This is a genomic window from Flavobacterium aquidurense, from assembly GCF_031458035.1.
GTDB classification, from domain to species: Bacteria; Bacteroidota; Bacteroidia; order Flavobacteriales; family Flavobacteriaceae; genus Flavobacterium; species Flavobacterium aquidurense_C.
Map to the genome: position 1 here is coordinate 217,767 of NZ_JAVDXR010000005.1, position 19,900 is coordinate 237,666.

Annotated in this window: 16 protein-coding genes; 12 read left to right on the forward strand and 4 right to left on the reverse strand. The window is 35.2% G+C overall.

Annotated elements, in window-relative coordinates; all coding sequences use genetic code 11:
• The first annotated feature begins 26 nt into the window (after positions 1–26).
• The 3 genes from J2X17_RS10230 (at position 27) to cydB (ending at position 3,316) form a co-directional block, all read left to right on the forward strand.
• The gene (locus tag J2X17_RS10230) at positions 27–620 is read left to right on the forward strand and encodes an HD domain-containing protein (protein ID WP_310297250.1); all 594 of its coding nucleotides are present in this window, start codon (positions 27–29) and stop codon (positions 618–620) included.
• A gap of 270 nt (positions 621–890) precedes the next feature.
• Complete coding sequence (locus J2X17_RS10235) at positions 891–2,237, forward strand: cytochrome ubiquinol oxidase subunit I (RefSeq protein WP_310297253.1); 1,347 nt, start codon at positions 891–893, stop codon at positions 2,235–2,237.
• A gap of 2 nt (positions 2,238–2,239) precedes the next feature.
• Complete coding sequence (gene cydB / locus J2X17_RS10240) at positions 2,240–3,316, forward strand: cytochrome d ubiquinol oxidase subunit II (protein ID WP_310297257.1); 1,077 nt, start codon at positions 2,240–2,242, stop codon at positions 3,314–3,316.
• A gap of 413 nt (positions 3,317–3,729) precedes the next feature.
• Here the strand turns inward: cydB and J2X17_RS10245 are convergent, their stop codons facing one another.
• A complete protein-coding gene (locus J2X17_RS10245; protein WP_310297260.1) occupies positions 3,730–4,515 on the reverse strand; it encodes a sulfite exporter TauE/SafE family protein in 786 nt (261 codons plus the stop codon).
• Positions 4,516–4,736: 221 nt separating this feature from the next.
• On the reverse strand, positions 4,737–5,363 hold the full coding sequence (locus J2X17_RS10250; protein WP_310297263.1) for a Crp/Fnr family transcriptional regulator: 627 nt from the start codon (positions 5,361–5,363) through the stop codon (positions 4,737–4,739).
• Positions 5,364–5,785: 422 nt separating this feature from the next.
• Between J2X17_RS10250 and J2X17_RS10255 the strand changes: the two genes are divergently transcribed.
• From J2X17_RS10255 to J2X17_RS10270, 4 genes are all read left to right on the forward strand, one after another.
• Positions 5,786–6,097: a rhodanese-like domain-containing protein gene (locus tag J2X17_RS10255; RefSeq protein ID WP_089350670.1), complete on the forward strand. Its 312-nt coding sequence runs from the start codon at positions 5,786–5,788 to the stop codon at positions 6,095–6,097.
• A 77-nt stretch (positions 6,098–6,174) separates the two neighbouring features.
• Positions 6,175–7,752, forward strand: coding sequence for an NADP-dependent glyceraldehyde-3-phosphate dehydrogenase (locus tag J2X17_RS10260; protein ID WP_310297270.1), 1,578 nt, complete (start codon positions 6,175–6,177; stop codon positions 7,750–7,752).
• A gap of 403 nt (positions 7,753–8,155) precedes the next feature.
• Complete coding sequence (locus J2X17_RS10265; protein WP_310297272.1) at positions 8,156–10,024, forward strand: M1 family metallopeptidase; 1,869 nt, start codon at positions 8,156–8,158, stop codon at positions 10,022–10,024.
• A gap of 157 nt (positions 10,025–10,181) precedes the next feature.
• Complete coding sequence (locus J2X17_RS10270) at positions 10,182–10,799, forward strand: hypothetical protein (protein WP_310297275.1); 618 nt, start codon at positions 10,182–10,184, stop codon at positions 10,797–10,799.
• Positions 10,800–10,853: 54 nt separating this feature from the next.
• Here J2X17_RS10270 and J2X17_RS10275 read toward each other — a convergent pair whose 3' ends face one another.
• Entirely contained in the window at positions 10,854–11,417 is a 564-nt protein-coding gene (locus tag J2X17_RS10275) for a hypothetical protein (RefSeq protein ID WP_310297276.1), read from the reverse strand.
• Between the two features lie 183 nt (positions 11,418–11,600).
• Between J2X17_RS10275 and J2X17_RS10280 the strand changes: the two genes are divergently transcribed.
• From J2X17_RS10280 to J2X17_RS10300, 5 genes are all read left to right on the forward strand, one after another.
• A complete protein-coding gene (locus J2X17_RS10280; protein WP_310297278.1) occupies positions 11,601–12,008 on the forward strand; it encodes a GNAT family N-acetyltransferase in 408 nt (135 codons plus the stop codon).
• 255 nt (positions 12,009–12,263) lie between these two features.
• The gene (locus J2X17_RS10285) at positions 12,264–12,644 is read left to right on the forward strand and encodes a hypothetical protein (RefSeq protein WP_310297282.1); all 381 of its coding nucleotides are present in this window, start codon (positions 12,264–12,266) and stop codon (positions 12,642–12,644) included.
• Positions 12,645–12,818: 174 nt separating this feature from the next.
• On the forward strand, positions 12,819–13,901 hold the full coding sequence (locus J2X17_RS10290; protein WP_310297285.1) for an efflux RND transporter periplasmic adaptor subunit: 1,083 nt from the start codon (positions 12,819–12,821) through the stop codon (positions 13,899–13,901).
• Between the two features lie 108 nt (positions 13,902–14,009).
• On the forward strand, positions 14,010–17,177 hold the full coding sequence (locus J2X17_RS10295) for an efflux RND transporter permease subunit (protein WP_310297289.1): 3,168 nt from the start codon (positions 14,010–14,012) through the stop codon (positions 17,175–17,177).
• Positions 17,170–18,609: a TolC family protein gene (locus tag J2X17_RS10300; RefSeq protein WP_310297292.1), complete on the forward strand. Its 1,440-nt coding sequence runs from the start codon at positions 17,170–17,172 to the stop codon at positions 18,607–18,609. Before J2X17_RS10295 ends, J2X17_RS10300 begins: the two co-directional genes overlap by 8 nt.
• Positions 18,610–19,039: 430 nt before the next feature.
• Here J2X17_RS10300 and J2X17_RS10305 read toward each other — a convergent pair whose 3' ends face one another.
• A complete protein-coding gene (locus J2X17_RS10305) occupies positions 19,040–19,891 on the reverse strand; it encodes a hypothetical protein (protein WP_310297294.1) in 852 nt (283 codons plus the stop codon).
• Positions 19,892–19,900 lie beyond the last annotated feature (9 nt).

Sequence of the window (19,900 nt, forward strand, 5' to 3'; positions counted from 1 at the left end):
AATTTTACGACTCTACATTAAACATTATGAACACAAAAGACTTATTGGATCAAATTGCTTTTATAAAAGAGATTGATAAAGTAAAATACATTCAGCGAAAAACGAAGCTATTCAACAGCGACCGAAATGAAAACGATGCGGAGCATAGCTGGCATCTCGCTTTAATGGCGATTGTTTTGGCTGAACATTCAGACCAACTGATTGATATTTTGAAAGTAGTAAAAATGGTTCTGATTCATGATATTGTAGAAATCGACGCCGGAGATGTTTTTATTTATGATACAGTAAAAAGTCACGATAATACAGACGAAGAACGATTGGCGGCGAATCGTATTTTTGGTTTACTCCCGAAGAAACAGGCAGATGAAATGATTGCCATTTGGGACGAATTTGAAGCCGGTGAAACCAATGAAGCCAAGTTTGCAAAATCGATGGACAGGTTAGAACCTTTATTGCAAAACACTTCTAACGATGGCGGAACATGGAAGGAATTTGGTGTGAATTATAAAAAGGTTTACGAAAAAAAGAGCGTCATAAAAGAAGGTTCAACAACTTTATGGAATTACGCTGAAGACTTGATAAATGAAAGTGTTAAAAAAGGAATTTTGAAGGATGAATAGCTTTTAAACACATAGAAACATAGTTTTTCATAGCTTAAAAAAAGGCGTTTCACTTGTTTTAAAACACATAGCTATGTGTCTTTAGATTAGTGAAACGCCTTTTTTAGACAAAAGAAATCTATGTTTCTATGTGTTTAAAATTTACTATTTAAAGTTTTCAAAATAACTAAAAGTTTAACAAATACCAACGTATAAACTTTTTTTTAAGGAAGGAATTTTGGGTTTTAATGGGTAAATTTGTGGAACTTCATAAAACCAAATACCACTATAATGGAAGAAATGCTTTTTTATGACCGAATGCAATTCGCCTTCACAATTACCTTTCACTACCTTTTTCCGCAGCTAACAATGGGACTTTCTTTGATCATTGTTTATTTCAAATGGAAATACTTAAAAACTCAAAACGAACAATACAATCACGCAACGCATTTCTGGATGAAAATCTTCGCATTGAATTTTGCGATGGGCGTGGTAACCGGAATCCCGATGGAATTTCAATTCGGTACTAATTGGGCTAAATTCTCTGAATTGACCGGAGGTATTATCGGTCAGACATTAGCGATGGAAGGGATGTTTTCCTTCTTTTTAGAATCCTCATTTCTCGGCATATTTTTATTTGGAGAAAAACTCCTCGGACATAAATGGCATTTTGTAACCGGATTATTGATTTGCATCGGTTCCTGGGCCAGCGGATTTTTAATTATTGCCACACATTCGTGGATGCAGAATCCAGTAGGTTATGAAATCCTCGAAAACGGAAAATTTGTACTGAATAATTTTCAGGCATTATTCCTAAATCCTTGGCTTTGGCCTTCTTATTTGCACAATCAGGCGGCTTCTTTGGTTACGAGTTCTTTTGTCGTGGCGGGAATTGGCGCTTTTTATATTTTGAGTCAGAAGAATGTTTCTTTCGGGAGATTGTTTCTGAAAACCGGCGTTATTTTCGGGTTGATTTCGAGTATAATTGTGGCTGTTCCAACGGGCGATTTATTGGCAAAAAATGTTGTAAAATATCAACCCGTGACTTTTGCCGGAATGGAAGGAATTTTTCATACCGAGAAAAAAGGTTCTGAAATTGTTTTAATCGGTCAACCTGATGTAAAAGATAAAAAACTGGACAATAAAATCGCAGTTCCTAATATCTTAAGTTTCCTGACGTATGGAAATTGGGATCAGGAAATTCAGGGTTTGGATCAATTTGAAGAAGATTTGCATCCAACGAATATTTCAGGATTGTATTATGCCTATCATATTATGGTCGGACTTGGCACCGTTTTTATTGGTTTGATGGTCCTTTCTCTTTTTCAATTAATCAGAGGGAAATTGTTTGAAACCAAATGGATATTATGGTCGCTCATGTTTATGATGCCGTTTCCGTACATCGCTAATACAACAGGTTGGTACACTGCCGAATTAGGAAGACAGCCGTGGCTCGTGTATAATTTAATGCGAACTGCATCTGGAGCGTCGCCAACGGTTTCGTCCGGGAATACCTTGTTTACTTTATTGGGTTTTATCGGGTTGTATTTGTTGCTCGGAATGCTGTTTTTACTTTTGATTGGAAAAATTATCAATAAAGGGCCTCATCATGTGGAACTTTCAACAGAAAAAATATAAGTATGGAATTTTTTTGGTACGTAGTTTTAATGGGAATTTTGGCCGTTTATATTGTCTTAGATGGTTACGATTTTGGAGCAGGAATTATTCATTTGTTTTTTGCCAATACTGAAAAAGATAAAAAAGCAATTACAAACGCAATTGGTCCGTTTTGGGATGCCAACGAAGTTTGGATTATCGCTGCCGGTGGTGTTTTGTTTTTTGCTTTCCCAACTTTATACGCCTCTTCTTTCAGCGGATTTTATTTGCCTTTGATCATGATTTTATGGCTGTTGATTTTCCGCGCCATCGGATTAGAAATGCGCGGTCAGGTACATCACCCAATGTGGGAATCGATTTGGGATAAAGCGTTCGGAATTGCGAGTTTGCTTTTGGCATTATTTTTCGGAATTGCTTTGGGGAATATTGTTCGTGGTGTTAATCTCGGAATGGTAACCAACGGAGTTTCGACACAGGAACCTCACTTTTTCTTTTTGCCTTTGTGGAATCCGACTTTTAGTCCGCAGGCGAATGAATTGGGAATTATAGATTGGTTTACACTTTTCCTCGGAATTGTGAGTGTTGTAGCTTTAACGATTCACGGAGCGAACTGGATTATCTTTAAAACCAATTCTTCTTTAAACGCACAACTTAAAAATGTCGTTTTTAAATTGAATATTGTCTTGCTGATTTTAGTTTTTATTTCACTTCAAATTTGGCATTTTATCGAGCCGGAGCCGTTTCATAATTTTGTCGAAAATCCGATTCTTTGGTTTTTTCCGATTATGACCTTTGTTGGAATTATAGGTTTATTCAAAGTGCGTTCCTTCAAAAAAGATGGTTACGGATTTTTGTTTTCAACCCTATTTTTAGTGGGAGGATTTGCCTCTACAGCGGTTTCGATTTTTCCAAATGTTTTGCCTTCGACGAATAATGTAAATCCGTCATTGACGATTTACAACACCGCCGCTGGAGAATACGGTTTGAATGCCGGGATGAGCTGGTTTTTTATCGCTTTGTTTCTGGTAATTGTTTATTTTATTATTCAATATCGCGTTTTTAGTGGGAAAATGGATGATATTGGGTATGGGGAGCATTGATGGTTTGACACAAATTTCACAAATTTTCACGAATTAAATTTGGTTTAACCAACGGCTATTGCGTTTAATATTTTAGTGTGGTTGCTTCGTTCCTCGCAATGACGTAGCGTGTGTCTTTGCGAGGAACGAAGCAATCTCATTTAGCATTTCTTTAAATTATAACAAAAACCTTAATTTATCTGAGTGTGCGTTAGGGATAGAAGCGGTATCCTTTTTCTTGCTTCTTTAGCAAGAAAAAGATATAGCGGATAGCCCGGCCGGAGGAAACGCCCAAAAAATACAAATCCGTTTACTCTTAAAGAATAAACGGATTTTTCATCTTTGTCAAAGTTTAAAACTTGGACAAAGATTGATCTACAAGTAAAATTAAATAAAAATCTCCCGGATCTGCAAAATCTGCGAGAAACTAAATTCTAAAATAAAACTTCTTTTGTAATGATATAAAATCCCATTACGAGAACAAACCAGCCAAAAATTGGTTTCAGTTTTGTTCCGTCGATTTTTTTAGAAAGTTGGCTTCCTAATACCATTCCGAGGAGGGCCATTGCAGAAACGCCTAATAAAAAGGGATAATTTATGGGAGTGCCGATGTATAAATCGCCTCCAAAACCTATTGAAGAGTTGATTGAGATAATTAATAATGAAGTTCCGACCGCTTGTTTCATAGGTAATTTGGCGAAAAAAAGCAGGGCAGGAATAATTAGAAATCCACCGCCGGCACCCAGAAATCCGGTTATGATTCCGACAATGAAACCTATTAGACTTAATTGTAAATAATTCGTTTCGGCGCCTTTTATTTCAGGTTGCGGTTTTCGAATCATCGAAATTGCTGCGGTAATCATCAAAACTGAAAAGATAATCATAATCAGAAAATCTTTGGAAACGGAATAAGAAGCCACAGAAAATAAAGTGGCAGCAATTTGAGGAAAAATAACTTCGCGGATAATCAGAATTGAAATCACAGACGGAATCGCAAAATACAACGCCGACTTTAATTTTAGATTTCCCATTTTGTAATGGCTGTAACTCCCAAACATAGCAGTCATTCCCACAATAAATAAGGAATAAGAAGTGGCCTGCTCCGGATTTACTTTAAACAAATACACTAGAATAGGAATGGTTAAGATCGATCCGCCGCCGCCTATTAAGCCCAGCGAAACCCCGATAATGATTGAAGCAAAATAGCCTATGTATTCCATTGTATTTATTTTTTACAAAGGTGCTTCGATAAAAAGAAATCTACAGTAACATTTATCACAGAAGGATTTTTTGCCACGAATTTCACGAATTTTCACGAATTTTTTATTGTCACATCGAGCGGAGTCGAGATGCGTTGCGGGTTCTCTCCCGAAGTCTCGGGACGCTCGATATGAAACAGCAATCGATTTGTGTAAATTAGTGAAATTCGTGGCAAAAAAACTTACTTCAATAATTCAATTTGATTACGATTAAGTTTTACCAAGCCCCTTTGTTCCATTTTTTTAAGTAATCTGGAAACCACTTCTCTGGAGGTGTTTAATTCTGAGGCAATTTCCTGATGGGATAGTTTTACTTCGGAACAGCCGCAAGCGTCAGAATGTCTTTTGAGGTAAAATTCTAAACGCTCATCCATAGATCTAAAAGCGATATTGTCTACAACTTCCAGAACTTCTTCAAAACGGCTTCTGTAGGTTTCGATTACGAATTCATACCATGATCTGTGTTCCATCATCCATTTGTCCATCATTTGCAATGGAATCATCATGACAGAAACATCTTCGACGACTTTGGCCATGATTTGGCTTTTTTCGCTTTTGGCCGTGCAGATCATCGAAATGGCGCAGGCTTGTCCGGGTTGTAAATAATACATCAAGAACTCGCCGCCGTCTTCGCCTTCACGGTAGATTTTAATTTTCCCTTTGGTAATTAAAACGGTATTCTTGATGTATTGTCCGGTTCGCATTAAAATGGTTCCGGCTTCAAAGTTTTGAGCGCTTCCGTTTTCTTCGATGGTCGAAATGAGTTCAGGGGAGAAATTAGGAAATATATCTTTTATTGAATTTTGCATTTATATAAATAATTTTGTCACATCGAGCGGAGTCGAGATGCATTGCGGGTTCTCGACTCCGCTCGAACTGACAGTCGTTGCTTTTTTGCCACTAACAACACTAATTTTAACTAATCAATTCGTGAAAATTCGTGGCAAACTTTTTTATTAAAATAAAATCAAACACCTCTTTTAATACAAAGATAGCAGATTGAAATGGTATTAATTGTGCGAAAACTATTTTTAACTTGCATTATCCGCAAATGAAAAAATCCTATTTTCGATGGGTTTTATGGAGTGTATTTTTAAAAATAGTAAGTAAATTTGTATTTCACTGATTATAATCCTTTCTCTAAAACGTTTTCTGAGAATAATAATCGAAATCGCATTTGGTACGTTTTTAATTAATAGAAACGTCGTAATTTTACAAAAACACATTTATTATGAATTTATCACAAGAAGATTGGGTTAATCAGCTTGCTGCTGACGAGAATGCAGTTATACTTGACGTAAGAACTGAAGACGAATTTAATGACGGCTACATTGAGAATGCTGTAAACATTGACATCAATAAAGGACAAGGTTTTATATACGAAATCGAAGAATTAGATAAAAATAAAAATTATTACGTGTATTGCCGTTCTGGAGCCAGAAGTGCCAAAGCATGTCAGATTATGAACGAATTAGGGATTGATAATGCCTATAATCTGCTTGGTGGAATTCTGGACTGGGAAGGGGAAACCGTGAATCCATAAAATAAAAGAAGAGGCACCAAAAGCCTCTTTTTTTCGTTTAAAATGCTATTAATAACCAGACTATAAATGACCAAATTATGAGTTTAATACCCGAAGAATTTCAAATTAAAGAACTAAACCAGGATACGTATCTTGTTAATGGAGAATTGAAAAAATGGACAGGACAAACCACACCTGTGTTTTCGACGATTTCTTCGACAGAAAAATACACACCAACATTATTAGGTTCGATTCCGTTTATGGGAGAAACCGAAGCTGCAGAAGTTGTGGAAGCAGCAAATACTGCCTACAATAAAGGACAAGGTTTGTGGCCAACCATGAAAGTGGTTGATCGTATAAAATGCATGGAAAATTTCGTAAAACAGATGAAAACAACACGCGAAGAAGTGGTGAAGTTTTTAATGTGGGAAATTGGAAAAAACCTTGGCGATTCGCAAAAAGAATTTGACAGAACAGTTGAATATATTCAGGACACTATTGCCAGTTATAAAGAATTAAACGGACGCAGTTCGCATTTTGAAAAAGTACAAGGTGTAAACGCCATGATTCGTCGTGGACCTCTTGGGGTTGTTTTGTGTCTTGGACCTTACAATTATCCGCTTAATGAAACTTTTTCATTGTTGATTCCGGCCCTGATTATGGGTAATACGGTAATCTTCAAACCTGCTAAGCACGGTGTTTTATGTATTTCGCCTTTGTTGGAAGCTTTTAGAAGCAGTTTTCCAAAAGGGGTTATTAATATCGTATACGGAAGAGGTCGTGAAGTGGCCTCTCCAATTATGAAATCAGGAAAAATTGATGTTTTGGCATTAATTGGAAACAGTAAATCGGCGATTGCTTTGCAGGACCAGCATCCAAATAAAAACAGACTTCGTTTGATTTTAGGTTTGGAAGCTAAAAACCCGGCTATTATTTTACCGGATGCCGACTTAGATTTGGCAATTCAGGAATGTATCACAGGAACTTTATCGTTTAACGGACAACGTTGTACTGCGCTAAAAGTATTGTATGTTCATGAGTCTATAGCAGAAGAATTCAACAAACGCTTCTCTGAAAAAGTAGATGCATTGAAGTTTGGAAATCCATGGGAAAACGGTGCTTCTTTAACGCCACTTCCGGAAACAGATAAACCAGCTTATATTCAGGGATTAATTGATGATGCCGTTCATAAAGGAGCAAAAATATTAAATGAAAAAGGAGGAAAACATACTGATAATTTCATTTTCCCAGCGGTTTTATATCCGGTAAACAACAAAATGCGCGTGTATCACGAAGAGCAGTTTGGTCCGGTTGTGCCAATTATTTCCTTCAAGGACATTCAGGAACCATTAGATGATATGGCCGAATCAAATTACGGACAACAAGTAAGTTTGTTCGGGAAAAACATCAAAACTTTGGCACCGCTTATTGATGCTCTGGTAAATTTGGTTTGCAGAGTAAACCTAAACAGTTCTTGCCAAAGAGGTCCGGATGCTTTCCCGTTTACAGGTCGTAAAGATTCAGCTGTAGGAACTTTAAGTATTCCAGATGCTTTGCGCTCCTTCTCAATTCGTACGTTCGTGGCTTCAAAAGATATCGATTATAACAATGAAATTTTGCAGGAATTGCTAAACAGCAAGGAATCAAATTTCATTAATACCGATTACATTTTGTAGTTATCAAGGTTATATATTAATTGTAGATACCGTCTTTTTTCGCCAGAGAAAGACGGTTTTGCTTTTTATAAGGTGCTGAGGTTCTAAGGTTTTTGCCACAAAGACGCTAGGACACTAAGTTTTCTTTTTAATCTCGCAAAGTCGCAAAGTTGCAAAGTTTTTTTTAAGCTTTTAAATTTGATAACTTGGCGGCTTTGCTCCCGAAGTCTCGGGATTGCGTGCAATTTTATCCAGTGAGTAAAGAAAAAAGAACTTTGCGTTCCTTGCGAAAAACCCTTGCGTACCTTGCGGTTAAATCCGGAGGCAATCAAAAAATATATTTTAAACAGAAGTGTAACATTAAGTTAAAAAAATCCACTAATATTATATTGATATTAAAATCACCCAAAACTTAACTTATTTTATGAAAAAAACATTACAATTAGCATTGGTGGCCTTTTTATTTCTGGCACAAAATAATTTCGCTCAGGAATTATATATGCCTCGAAACATAAAAGAGGTTTATGCCAAAGGCACACGTTCTATGGACGGAAAGCCTGGAAAAAATTATTGGCAAAATCGTGGTACATACAACATGGAAATTGCAGTAGATCCTAAAACTAAAATCGTTTCAGGAACAGAAACTATCGTTTACGAAAATAACAGTAATGATACTTTGAGAAACCTGCCAATTCGATTTGTTAATAATCTTCATAAACCATCTTCGCCAAGAGGAGGAAGTGTGAGTGATGATTTTTTGAGCGATGGACTTACCATTACATCTTTAAAAATTGAAGGTGAAGTTTATAAAGAAGACGCCAAAAACTGGGGAACTGTTGGTGTTGTTAAAATGAAAAAAGCGCTTTTGCCACATTCAAAAATCACGATTAACATCGATTGGAATTATCCTTTATCTAAAGAGAGCGGGAGAGAGGGACAAATAGACGAAACTACTTTTTTTGTAGCATACAGTTATCCTCGTGTCACTGTTTTTGATGATTACAATAAATGGGACAGATTGCCTCATACAGATCGTCAGGAGTTTTACAACGACTTTAACGATTATACTTTTTCAGTAAAAGCACCAAAAAATTATGTGGTTTACGCTACAGGAGATTTACTGAATCCTGATGACGTTTTACAGCCTGAATTTGCAGCGCGCCTGAAAAAATCATATACAACAGATGAAGTTTTGCATATTGCCAACGAGCAGGAAATGAAAAGCGGAATTGTAACGAAACAAAACGATTTTATTATCTGGAAATTTGAAGCAAAAAATATTTCAGATGTCTGCTTCGGATTGAGTGATCATTATTTATGGGATGCCAGCAGTGTTTTGGTGGATAAAAAAATAAATCGTCGTGCTAGTGTTCAGGCGGCATACGATGTGAAAGGAACTGATTTTGTAGCTTCTGTAAAAAATAACCAATATGCATTGGATTATTTCTCGAACAAATGGCCGGGAGTACCTTATCCGTTTTCTAAAATGACAGCTTTTCAGGGATTTGCAGACATGGAATACCCAATGATGTGTAACGATTCTCAAATGGGAGATCCTGTTTTTGCACAATTAGTTCAGGATCATGAGGTAGCACATACTTATTTTCCTTTTTACATGGGAATTAACGAAACACGTTATGCTTTTATGGACGAAGGCTGGGCAACAACTTTTGAATATTTAATTGGAATTGAAGAACACGGAAAAGAAGCAGCAGATAAATTCTATAAAAATTTTAGGGTTCAGCAATACATCAAAGATTCGTCTACCGAAGAAGATCAGCCTATTATATCTATGTCTTCTCAACTTTCGGGTCCTGGTTACGGAAATAATTCATACGGAAAAGCTTCTCTTTCTTATTTGGCTTTAAAAGATATGTTAGGAGATGATTTGTTCAAAAAGTCATTGCACGCCTATATGGATAACTGGAATGGAAAGCACCCAATTCCGTGGGACTATTTTAATTCAATGAATACTGCTTCAGGAAAAAACCTGAATTGGTTTTTTAATAATTGGTTTTTCACAAATAATTATTTAGATATCGCAATTAAAGATGTTTCAAAAAATACTGTTGTTGTAGAAAATGTTGGGGGTTTTGCTATTCCATTTGATATCAATCTTGTTTATGCAGATGATTCAAAAGAAACCATTCATCAAACACCATTAGTGTGGGAAGGCAATCAAAAATTGGCCAGAATTCAATTGAAAAATAAAAAACAAATCAAACAGATTGCACTTGACGGTGGTATATTTATGGATGCGACACCTGAAAATAATATTTGGTTAGCGAAATAGTTTAAACTTAATTTAGTAAAAATGCCTTTTTCTGTTGAAAAAGGCATTTTTTGCATTCTCAGAAGGTGCAAAATTGCATCTTCTTTAAAAAATGAGGAAAGCCGTAATGTAATTGCAAGTTTTGCGGTTATGTTTGCTGAAAATTAAAATACCACAAATGAATAAACCTCTTATTTTTTTAGTTCTACTTTTTTCCTGTACTATAGTTGCCCAGAATGATTGTAAAGTAGTATTTCAAAAAAGCCGATATGATTTGGCAATGTCTCATTATAAAAAAGCAGATTTTGTAAAAGCACTCGATTTATTTTCGATCGCTTCTAAAATTAAACCTGAAAATGAAATAGGAAAAGATGCCGGCAAAAAAGTAGAATCCCTGAAATTCATGTTGAGGAAAAATGCTATGGAGAAAGTTGTCGGAACATGGAAAATGACTGGCGATAAACCTATATGGTCTGTAAATGCCAATCTTAAACCAAATGAAAACGGCATCGAAGAATTGGTTGAAATCAGTCAGGACAAGATTATATTTTATGAATTAGATACAAAAAACAAAGTAAAAAAAATAATCAAGTCAGAGGATTTGAAATTTTACAATAAAGATGAATCAGATGCTTTATTTTCTGCGATTATTTTATCTGATGGAAATATATGGAGTTGTTTGCTAAATGACGACGCTAGTATTTTACATGTAATTAATATTGCAAAACAAACTGAAAATGGTACTGAGAAAATCACGAATGATAATCTTGAAAGATATTACAGTAAAGTTAATTAGTAAAAAAGGGAATCATTTCGATTCCCTTTTTTTATGCTTTTATCAGAAAGCTTTTTACAAAAATTTAAATCCTATTGAAAAATTAGAAATTCCGGTTTTTAAACTTCGGCCAGAGGCATCAATATCGGTAAGACCGGCCAGATATCTGTAATCTACAGTAAATCTCCACAAATCAACTCCAACGCCACCGAGAATACTACTGTTGTTGTTTTCGATAGGGATATAATTTAGGTTGTTATTCGATTCTATATCAGAATAGTTTTTCCAGTTATACCCGGCAAAAATGCGGACATTCCCGAGTTTTCCTAACGGAATAATTTTAATACCTCCAATCAAAGTAAGATCTGTTCCTCCTAAAGAATATTCTGTCTCTCCAATTCCGGTTTGCGATACACTAAATTTTGATGTTGCATAACCAAATTCACCCTGAGCATAAAAAAGTGTCAAATTCATTCTTACAAAAGCGGCAAAACCTACATCGGTGCCAGAGTTTTTCGAGCTGAAATCATCGCTAATTACCGAAGTTATATTCGAAGAAAATTGTGGCCCAAATTGTATAAATTGTGCAAAACCGTTTACACTTATACATAACAATGTTGCTAAAATGAACTTTTTCATAATGGAATTGATTTGTTTTATACAGTATAAAAATAATTATTATTAATCAGAATTGTATCATAATTTTAAATTTATTTTAATGTATTTATTTGATTTTGAATAAAATGTGATTTATTGGCAGAAGGAAACTACAATTAAAGAAATACGTAAATTTGTTTTTTGTAATGCCTGTTGATAATAAAAATGAAAATAAAAAGTATTGAGGCCTCAGAAACATGGGAAATTAGACACAAAGTAATGTGGCCGGACCACCCTTTTGAGTTTGTAAAATTGGAAGAAGATAATTCAGGATTACATTTTGGCGTTTTTGATAAAGAAAAACTAGTCTCAATCGTTTCCTGCTTTATTATTGATGACGAAATGCAATTCAGAAAATTGGCTACTTTACAAGAATATCAGGGCAAGGGAATTGCATCTTTATTATTGCAGTATATTTTTCAATTGGCAAAAGATAATGATTTGAGAAAAGTCTGGTGCAATGCCAGATCTGATAAAAGATCTTTTTATGAAAAATTCGGAATGAGGGATACCCATCAAAACTTTGTGAAAGAGGGACGGGAATTTTCAATAATGGAAATTTTATTACTGTAATGTTGTCTGTTTTGCACATTTAGTATTCAGTCAATCAATTGTTGCGATTTTGATTTTTTTCATCGAATTTCCCACGAATAGTAGGGCAATAATATTTATAACCTCTGTTTTTTATGATAATTTAGCAGAAATTATTATGATTTTGATATTATTGATACGTAATAAAATCATGAAAACGTTTTCGTGTTTTTTTAATGTTAAAGCTTATTAAATTTTCTTTTTTTGTATAAATACTTTGCTTACTTTCGCACCCAAATGAGAAAGTTAATAGTGTTTTTAGTATTCATGAATTTCCTTCTGCTAGGCGGAGGGCAATATCTTAATGCTGAAACTCACCAACAATCTCAACACAATCTTCAGAGAAGACATCATGTGAAATTTACCAGTCAGGATCAGGGCAGTTCTATCATAGAAGATGCCGATGTTGATCTTGATGAAGAAGGTCTTGGTAATGATAGTCTTAAAGATGGACTTACAAATAAGTTTTTCGCAACAACTTACAGCTTAGTAGATAGTATGTATCTGACAATCTCTCGTCAGGAAGTTGCGCATTTATTTAATCGCTTTGAAATTTTCGGCTCATCTTGTGGCCAGTCAAATCCTATTTATATTACTCAACGAGTATTAAGAATCTGATATACAATATACATCAGTCACCTCAGTTGTGATCGTGCATATCTTTTGATGTATATTTTTAGTACTTCTTCTTATATGAAATTTTAAGATCCGACTATTGGTTGCTGATGCATTTTCCATTCCAAGGAATCTTTGCATTCCAAGCATTCAATCGCTTAAATTTCCATTAAAATCATGAAAAGAATTATCGTGTTAACGGGCATGCTTGCCTTGTTGTGCCTAACCAGTTGTACATCAAAAAAAGAAGAAAAAGAAGAAGTTGAAAAATTTACAGTGACAAACCCTGTAAAAATTGACACTTCATTTACCAAAGAGTATGTTTCGCAGATTAAGTCTGTGCGAAATATCGAAATCCGTGCCCAGGAAAAAGGGTTTTTACAAAATATTTATGTTGATGAAGGCCAGTTTGTAAAAAAAGGCCAGTTGTTGTTTAGAATTATGCCAAACATGTATCAGGCAGAATTATTAAAAGCTCAGGCAGAACAAAAATCGGCTGAAATTGAATTGCAAAATGCTAAAATGCTGGCAGATAAAAACATCGTTTCTAAAAACGAACAATTTGTCGCGCAATCAAAACTACAATCAGCAAAAGCTGAGGTTGCATTGGCAAAACTTCACTTGTCATTTACTGAAATCAGAGCTCCGTTTGACGGAACAATCGACCGTATTCCATTAAAATTAGGAAGTCTTATTGATGAAGGAGAATTGTTGACAAGCCTTTCAGACAATAGCCAGATGTTTGCTTATTTTAATGTTTCTGAGCCAGAATATCTTCAGTATCAGACTGATGTAAAGGATCGTGCAGAGAATAAAGTTAATTTGCTTTTAGCTAACGGAGAATCTTTTAAATACAAAGGAAATGTTGAAGTTATCGAAAGTGAATTTGACAATGAAACAGGAAATATCGCTTTTAGAGCAAGGTTCCCTAACTCAGAAAAATTGCTTAGAAATGGAGAAACCGGAAAAATTCAAATGCTTGTTCCGTTGAAGAATGCTATTGTGATTCCGCAAAAAGCAACGTATGAAATTCAGGATAAAAAATATGTTTTTGTTGTAGATAAAAACAATAAAGTGAGTTCTAAAGAAATCACTATTACAGGTGAAATTCCAGATTTATACGTGATAAAAACAGGACTTACTGAAAACGATAAAATCTTACTTGAAGGAGTTCAGAAAGTAAAAGAGAATGACAAAATTAAATATGAATTCCAAGCTCCTCAAACAGTAATTAATCATTTGAGAGTAAAAGCGGAATAAAAGTTTTGTTTCAGGTTTCAGGTTTCAAGTTTCAGGTTCAATGCGAAACTTGAAACCTGAAACTAGGAAAACTTTTTGCATGGTTTAATCATTAAAAAAAATAAATAAATGTTTAATAAATTTATACAAAGACCTGTATTGTCGATAGTGATATCGCTTATAATTGTCTTTTTAGGAGTATTGTCGGTACTGAATTTACCAATTACGCAGTTTCCTTCGATTTCTCCTCCTATGGTAAACGTTACGGCGGATTACCCTGGATCAAATGGTGAATTGATGATCAAATCAGTTGTTATTCCGTTAGAGAGAGCCTTAAATGGGGTTCCTGGAATGAAATATATGACTTCTGATGCGGGAAATGATGGTGAAGCAAGTATTCAGGTTGTATTTAACTTAGGCACAGATCCGAATCAGGCTGCAATTAATGTTCAGAATCGTGTTGCTTCGGTGACAAATAAATTACCTCCATTAGTGGTAAGAGAGGGAGTGAAGATTACGCGTGAAGTTCCGAGTATGTTGATGTATGTGAATCTTTACAGCACGGATAAAAATACCGATATGAAGTTCTTATACAATTATGCAGATATCAATGTACTGTCAGAATTGAAAAGGGTAAATGGTGTTGGATCCGGAGATATTTTAGGAACACGTGAATATGCAATGCGTATTTGGTTAAAACCAGATCGTATGCTGGCTTATAAAATATCTGCTGATGAAGTAATGGAAGCATTATCCAGCCAGAGTTTAGAGGCTTCACCTGGTAAAACAGGAGAAAGTTCTGGTAAACGTTCTCAGGCATTTGAGTATGTATTAAAATATTCAGGGCGTTTTACAACCAAAGAACAATACGAGAATATTGTTGTAAGATCAAGCAGTAACGGAGAGCTTTTACGTTTGAAAGATATTGCCAAAGTGGAGTTTGGAAGTTCGATGTATGATATTTATTCAAACTTGAATGGGCGACCATCTGCAGCTATTGTATTAAAACAATCTTTTGGTAGTAATGCCAATCAGGTTATTGAAGACGTAAAAGCGAAACTAGAAAAAATCAAGCAAAAATTCCCAAAAGGAATGGATTATGAAATCTCTTATGACGTTTCTAAGTTCCTTGATGCTTCTATTGAGAAAGTAATTCACACTTTGATTGAAGCGTTTATTTTGGTTGGTTTGGTTGTATTCCTTTTCTTAGGAGACTGGCGTTCTACGGTTATTCCGGCGATTGCGGTACCGGTTTCGTTGGTTGGAACTTTTGTCTTCATGACATTCTTTGATATTTCATTGAACTTAATTACGTTGTTTGCCTTAGTATTGGCAATTGGGGTCGTCGTCGATGATGCGATTGTGGTTATTGAAGCCGTCCACGCCAAGATGGAAGAAGAACATCTTTCTCCATTAAAAGCAACTAAAAAAGCGATGCACGAAATTGCAGGAGCTATTGTGGCGATTACGTTCCTGATGGCTGCGGTATTTATTCCGGTTGCGTTTATGTCTGGTCCGGTTGGGGTTTTCTACAGACAGTTCTCGATTACAATGGCAACAGCGATTATACTTTCAGGTATTGTTGCATTGACTTTGACGCCTGCACTTTGTGCGATGATGTTAAAAAACAACCACAGTACACCTAAAAAGAAAACTCCTGTAAATAGATTTATAGATGGTTTTAATAACAAGTTTAACCTGGCTCAGGGTAAATATCAAAATGTATTAGCGACAATTGTAAACAGAAGAGCAGTTACAATTATCGCACTTCTTGGTTTTTGTGCCGGAACATGGTTGATTAGTAGTACAGTTCCTTCCGGATTTATTCCGAATGAGGATCAGGGTATGTTTTATGCGATTATTCAAACGCCTCCGGGTTCATCATTAGAAAGAACAAATAATATTGCCGAGCAATTGCAAAAAATTGCCGAAACTGTAGATGGAGTAAAATCGGTTTCTTCATTGGCAGGTTATGAAATTTTGACTGAGGGTACAGGATCGAATGCAGGTACATGTTTGATCAACTTAAAGGACTGGAACGATCGTAAACAATCGGTGCAGGAGATTATGACGGAACTGGAAGAAAAGTCGAAAGATATTCCCGGTGCAAATATCGAATTTTTCCAACCACCAGCCGTACCAGGATATGGAGCTGCGGGAGGATTTGAACTTCGTTTACTGGATAAAACAGGTTCTAGTGATTTCAAAAAATTAGAAGCTGTCAATAAAGATTTTGTTGAAGAATTAAATAAGCGTCCGGAATTGTCGAATGTCTTTAGTTTTTTTAGTGCGAGTTTCCCTCAGTACATGATGAAAGTCGATAATGATTTGGCACAACAAAAAGGGGTTTCTATCGAAAATGCGATGAACACTTTGTCAACGCTTGTGGGTAGTAACTACGAAATCAGTTTTATCAAATACGGAATTAACTATAAAGTAATCGTTCAGGCAGCTCCGGAATACCGCGCGCAGCCCGATGATATTTTGAAGCTGTATGTGAAAAATGATCGTGATGAAATGGTACCGTTTTCTGCTTTTATGAAACTGGAAAAAGTGTACGGTCTTTCAGAAATTACAAGACACAATATGTATACTTCTACTGAAATTAGTGGTGGTCCGGCACCGGGTTATAGTTCAGGTACGGCTATTAAAGTAATTCAGGAAGTTGCCGAGAAAAAATTACCTCGTGGATATGATATTGACTGGGCAGGTATTTCTGCAGATGAGGTGGCACAAGGGAATCAGGCGATTTGGGTATTCTTAATTTGTTTAGGATTTGTGTATTTGGTATTAGCAGCTCAATATGAGAGCTTTATTCTGCCATTATCAGTAATTCTTTCTTTACCTGCGGGTATTTTTGGAGCATTCCTTTTATTAAAAATAACAGGATTAGAGAACAACATTTATGCTCAGGTGGCGATGGTAATGCTTATTGGTTTACTGGGTAAAAATGCCGTATTGATTGTGGAGTTTGCGATTCAAAGGCATGCTGCAGGAAAATCTGTTCTTGAAGCTGCTATGGAAGGTGCAAAAGCAAGGTTCCGTCCTATTTTGATGACTTCATTTGCTTTTATTGCGGGATTATTGCCTTTGGCTTTTGCTACCGGACCTGGTCGAATTGGTAACAGAACAATTGGTACTGCAGCCGCTGGAGGTATGCTTATCGGAACCATTTGTGGTGTATTTGTAATTCCTGGATTGTATTACATTTTTGGAAGAATTGCAGAGAAACACAAACTGATCAAAAATGAAGAAGAAAATCCATTAACTGAAGAAATTGATAACAATCATGTCTAAATTCAAATTATATCAATATAGTGCTGCATTAGGTTTATGTCTTGCTGTAGTGGGCTGTAAAGCTCCGGCTGCAGAAACCGCAACAACCAGTGCACCAGTTCCTGAATCATTTGGTGCTGCAAAAGCTCAGGATACAACGAATACATCAACGGTAAAATGGAATGATTTCTTTAAGGATCAAAACCTTGTCGATTTGATTGATGTGGCCCTGAAAAATAATCAGGAGTTAAACATGACGCTGCAGGAAATCGAAATCGCAAAGAATGATGTGAGAGTTCGTAAAGGACTTTTACTGCCATCTGTTGGGATTCGTGCCGGAGCGGGAGTAGAAAAAGTAGGAAGGTACACCAGTCAAGGGGCTGGTGATGCCACTACTGAGATTAAACCGGGCGTTGAAACACCTGATCCGCTTGGTGATTTTACCATTGCGGCTTATGCAAACTGGGAAGTAGATATCTGGAAAAAACTGCGTAACTCTAAAAAAGCGGCCGTAAACAGATATTTGGCTACAGTGGAAGGAAAAAACTTTGTGGTTACAAATCTTATTGCTGAAATAGCCGATTCTTATTATGAATTACTGGCTTTAGACAGTCAGTTGGATATTGTAAAACAGACCATTACTTTGCAGTCAAACGCTTTGGAAATTGTAAAAATTCAAAAGCAAGCGGCGAGAGCAACTGAACTTGGAGTGAAGAAATTTGAAGCTGAGGTTTTAACTTCAAAAAGTCTGGAGTTCGATATTTTACAGCAAATCAAAGAAAATGAGAATAAAATTAATTTCCTTTTAGGCCGTTATCCGCAGGAAATTAAAAGAACAAACAGCAATTTCCTAGCATTATTGCCAGCTTCTGTAAGTTCTGGAATTCCATCTCAATTGTTGATGAATCGCCCGGATGTGAAACAGGCAGAATTAGAATTGGTAGCTGCTAAATTAGATGTAAAAGTAGCTCGTGCGGAGTTTTATCCGTCACTTGATATTTCTGCAGCTTTTGGAGTTCAGGCGTTTAAACCTTCTTATTTGTTTACATTCCCTGAATCGATTTTGTATTCATTAGCCGGAGATTTGGCCGCGCCATTAATCAACAGAAATGCTATTAAAGCGGAGTTTTCGAGCGCAAATGCAAGACAGCTTCAGGCTTTATATAATTATGATAAAACTGTTTTAAACGCTTATTTAGAAGTATCTAATCAGCTTTCTAAAATTGATAACCTGCAAAAAAGTTATGATTTAAAATCACAACAAGTTGGTGCATTAAATACTTCAATTGATATCTCTAATGATTTATTTAAATCGGCCAGAGTTGATTATTTTGAAGTTTTGATGACGCAGCGTGACGCATTAGAATCGAAATTAGAATTGATCGATACTAAAAAAGAACAACTCAATGCCGCAGTTCATGTTTACAGGGACTTAGGCGGGGGTTGGAAGTAGAATACAATTTTAATTAGTTATTAGTAGAGGCCTCCCGGAAGTGAAATTCCGGGAGGTTTTTTTGTGTTTTGTAAGATTTAAGAAGAAAGAGGAAAGATGAAAGAATTTAGAAAATAGAGTGAATAAAAAGTTCAGAAGATTGTTTGTCTCTCTGGAATAAGTCCTAAAATATGGGATCATCAATAAAGTTGGCTTATAAACCAGATAGCACTGATTTGCAATCCGTGCCCATTCCAATTGTCAATTTACATTTCCTTCAAAACAATTGAATGAACAACTATCTCCAAAATTTATCTGTCCCCTCCCTTTGCAGGCACGGATTGCAAATCCGCGGTATCGATGCGCTGACATATCCGCGCGAGCGGGTTGCAAATACGTGATATCTTGGCTCTTCTTCTTCTTCTTCTTCTTCTTCTTCAATTCTAATTTTTTATTTTACTTTTTTTATTTCATAGGGAGTACTACTAAAACCCGCCCCCTGTGTTATTAAAGGGCATGTAACATAATAATTATCGCCATCTTTTATTAATGATAAAAAAGGAGAAATACTTGTTATAGCACTCTTTTCATTTTTATCATTTTTTGAAATATCACCTTGAATTGTCTTTTCATCGAAAAACTCTCCTGAAATAATGTATTTATGATTATTTGAACTAAATTCTATGTTTTTTAAATCTTTAAATACAATTCTATATTTGTCAATTGTTTCTTTATTATCACCATGAGTTGATGAAAGTTCAAGATAATATTCTCCTATCCAATTTGATATTTCATTATTCTCATCACAATTTTCTTTTTCTAGATTTGCTGTTTTCAGTTTTACTTCTTCTATCGTGTAAAAAGAAAAGTTGCTATCAATTTTTTTATCTTTTTTTAATAAATTTTTCCAATAATAAATCCCTAAATTCCTATCAATTAAAATTACATCGTAATAAAATAGTTGACCTTTTAAATAAATTTTAAAGCGGTCGTTAGACTCTTCTATTTTTTCAACATCATATTTAGTAGGTTCAACAATTTCAATAAATAAAGAGTTAGATTTTAAATTTACCTTGTTAGATTTTTCTGAACAACTTAATTTAAATTCATTGCCTATTTTTACTATTTCTAATAAGTTTTTATTCAAAAAAGGAATACTTAATGAATTGTTAATATTTTGTGATTCCTTTTCTGAATTCTGTTCTTTTATAATTGATACTCCATTTTTTTTAATTTCATTTTTGCATGAAATAGTTAATAATAAGAAAAGAAAAATTTTTACTATTTTGAATGTTTCTTTCATTGGTTTTTA

Excerpts from the sequence above, each read along its gene's own strand:
- J2X17_RS10230 (WP_310297250.1), top strand. The coding sequence starts at position 27 with ATGAACACAAAAGACTTATTGGATCAAATTGCTTTTATAAAAGAGATT.
- J2X17_RS10235 (WP_310297253.1), top strand. The coding sequence starts at position 891 with ATGGAAGAAATGCTTTTTTATGACCGAATGCAATTCGCCTTCACAATT.
- cydB (WP_310297257.1), top strand. The coding sequence starts at position 2,240 with ATGGAATTTTTTTGGTACGTAGTTTTAATGGGAATTTTGGCCGTTTAT.
- J2X17_RS10245 (WP_310297260.1), bottom strand. The coding sequence starts at position 4,515 with ATGGAATACATAGGCTATTTTGCTTCAATCATTATCGGGGTTTCGCTG.
- J2X17_RS10250 (WP_310297263.1), bottom strand. The coding sequence starts at position 5,363 with ATGCAAAATTCAATAAAAGATATATTTCCTAATTTCTCCCCTGAACTC.
- J2X17_RS10255 (WP_089350670.1), top strand. The coding sequence starts at position 5,786 with ATGAATTTATCACAAGAAGATTGGGTTAATCAGCTTGCTGCTGACGAG.
- J2X17_RS10260 (WP_310297270.1), top strand. The coding sequence starts at position 6,175 with ATGAGTTTAATACCCGAAGAATTTCAAATTAAAGAACTAAACCAGGAT.
- J2X17_RS10265 (WP_310297272.1), top strand. The coding sequence starts at position 8,156 with ATGAAAAAAACATTACAATTAGCATTGGTGGCCTTTTTATTTCTGGCA.
- J2X17_RS10270 (WP_310297275.1), top strand. The coding sequence starts at position 10,182 with ATGAATAAACCTCTTATTTTTTTAGTTCTACTTTTTTCCTGTACTATA.
- J2X17_RS10275 (WP_310297276.1), bottom strand. The coding sequence starts at position 11,417 with ATGAAAAAGTTCATTTTAGCAACATTGTTATGTATAAGTGTAAACGGT.
- J2X17_RS10280 (WP_310297278.1), top strand. The coding sequence starts at position 11,601 with ATGAAAATAAAAAGTATTGAGGCCTCAGAAACATGGGAAATTAGACAC.
- J2X17_RS10285 (WP_310297282.1), top strand. The coding sequence starts at position 12,264 with ATGAGAAAGTTAATAGTGTTTTTAGTATTCATGAATTTCCTTCTGCTA.
- J2X17_RS10290 (WP_310297285.1), top strand. The coding sequence starts at position 12,819 with ATGAAAAGAATTATCGTGTTAACGGGCATGCTTGCCTTGTTGTGCCTA.
- J2X17_RS10295 (WP_310297289.1), top strand. The coding sequence starts at position 14,010 with ATGTTTAATAAATTTATACAAAGACCTGTATTGTCGATAGTGATATCG.
- J2X17_RS10300 (WP_310297292.1), top strand. The coding sequence starts at position 17,170 with ATGTCTAAATTCAAATTATATCAATATAGTGCTGCATTAGGTTTATGT.
- J2X17_RS10305 (WP_310297294.1), bottom strand. The coding sequence starts at position 19,891 with ATGAAAGAAACATTCAAAATAGTAAAAATTTTTCTTTTCTTATTATTA.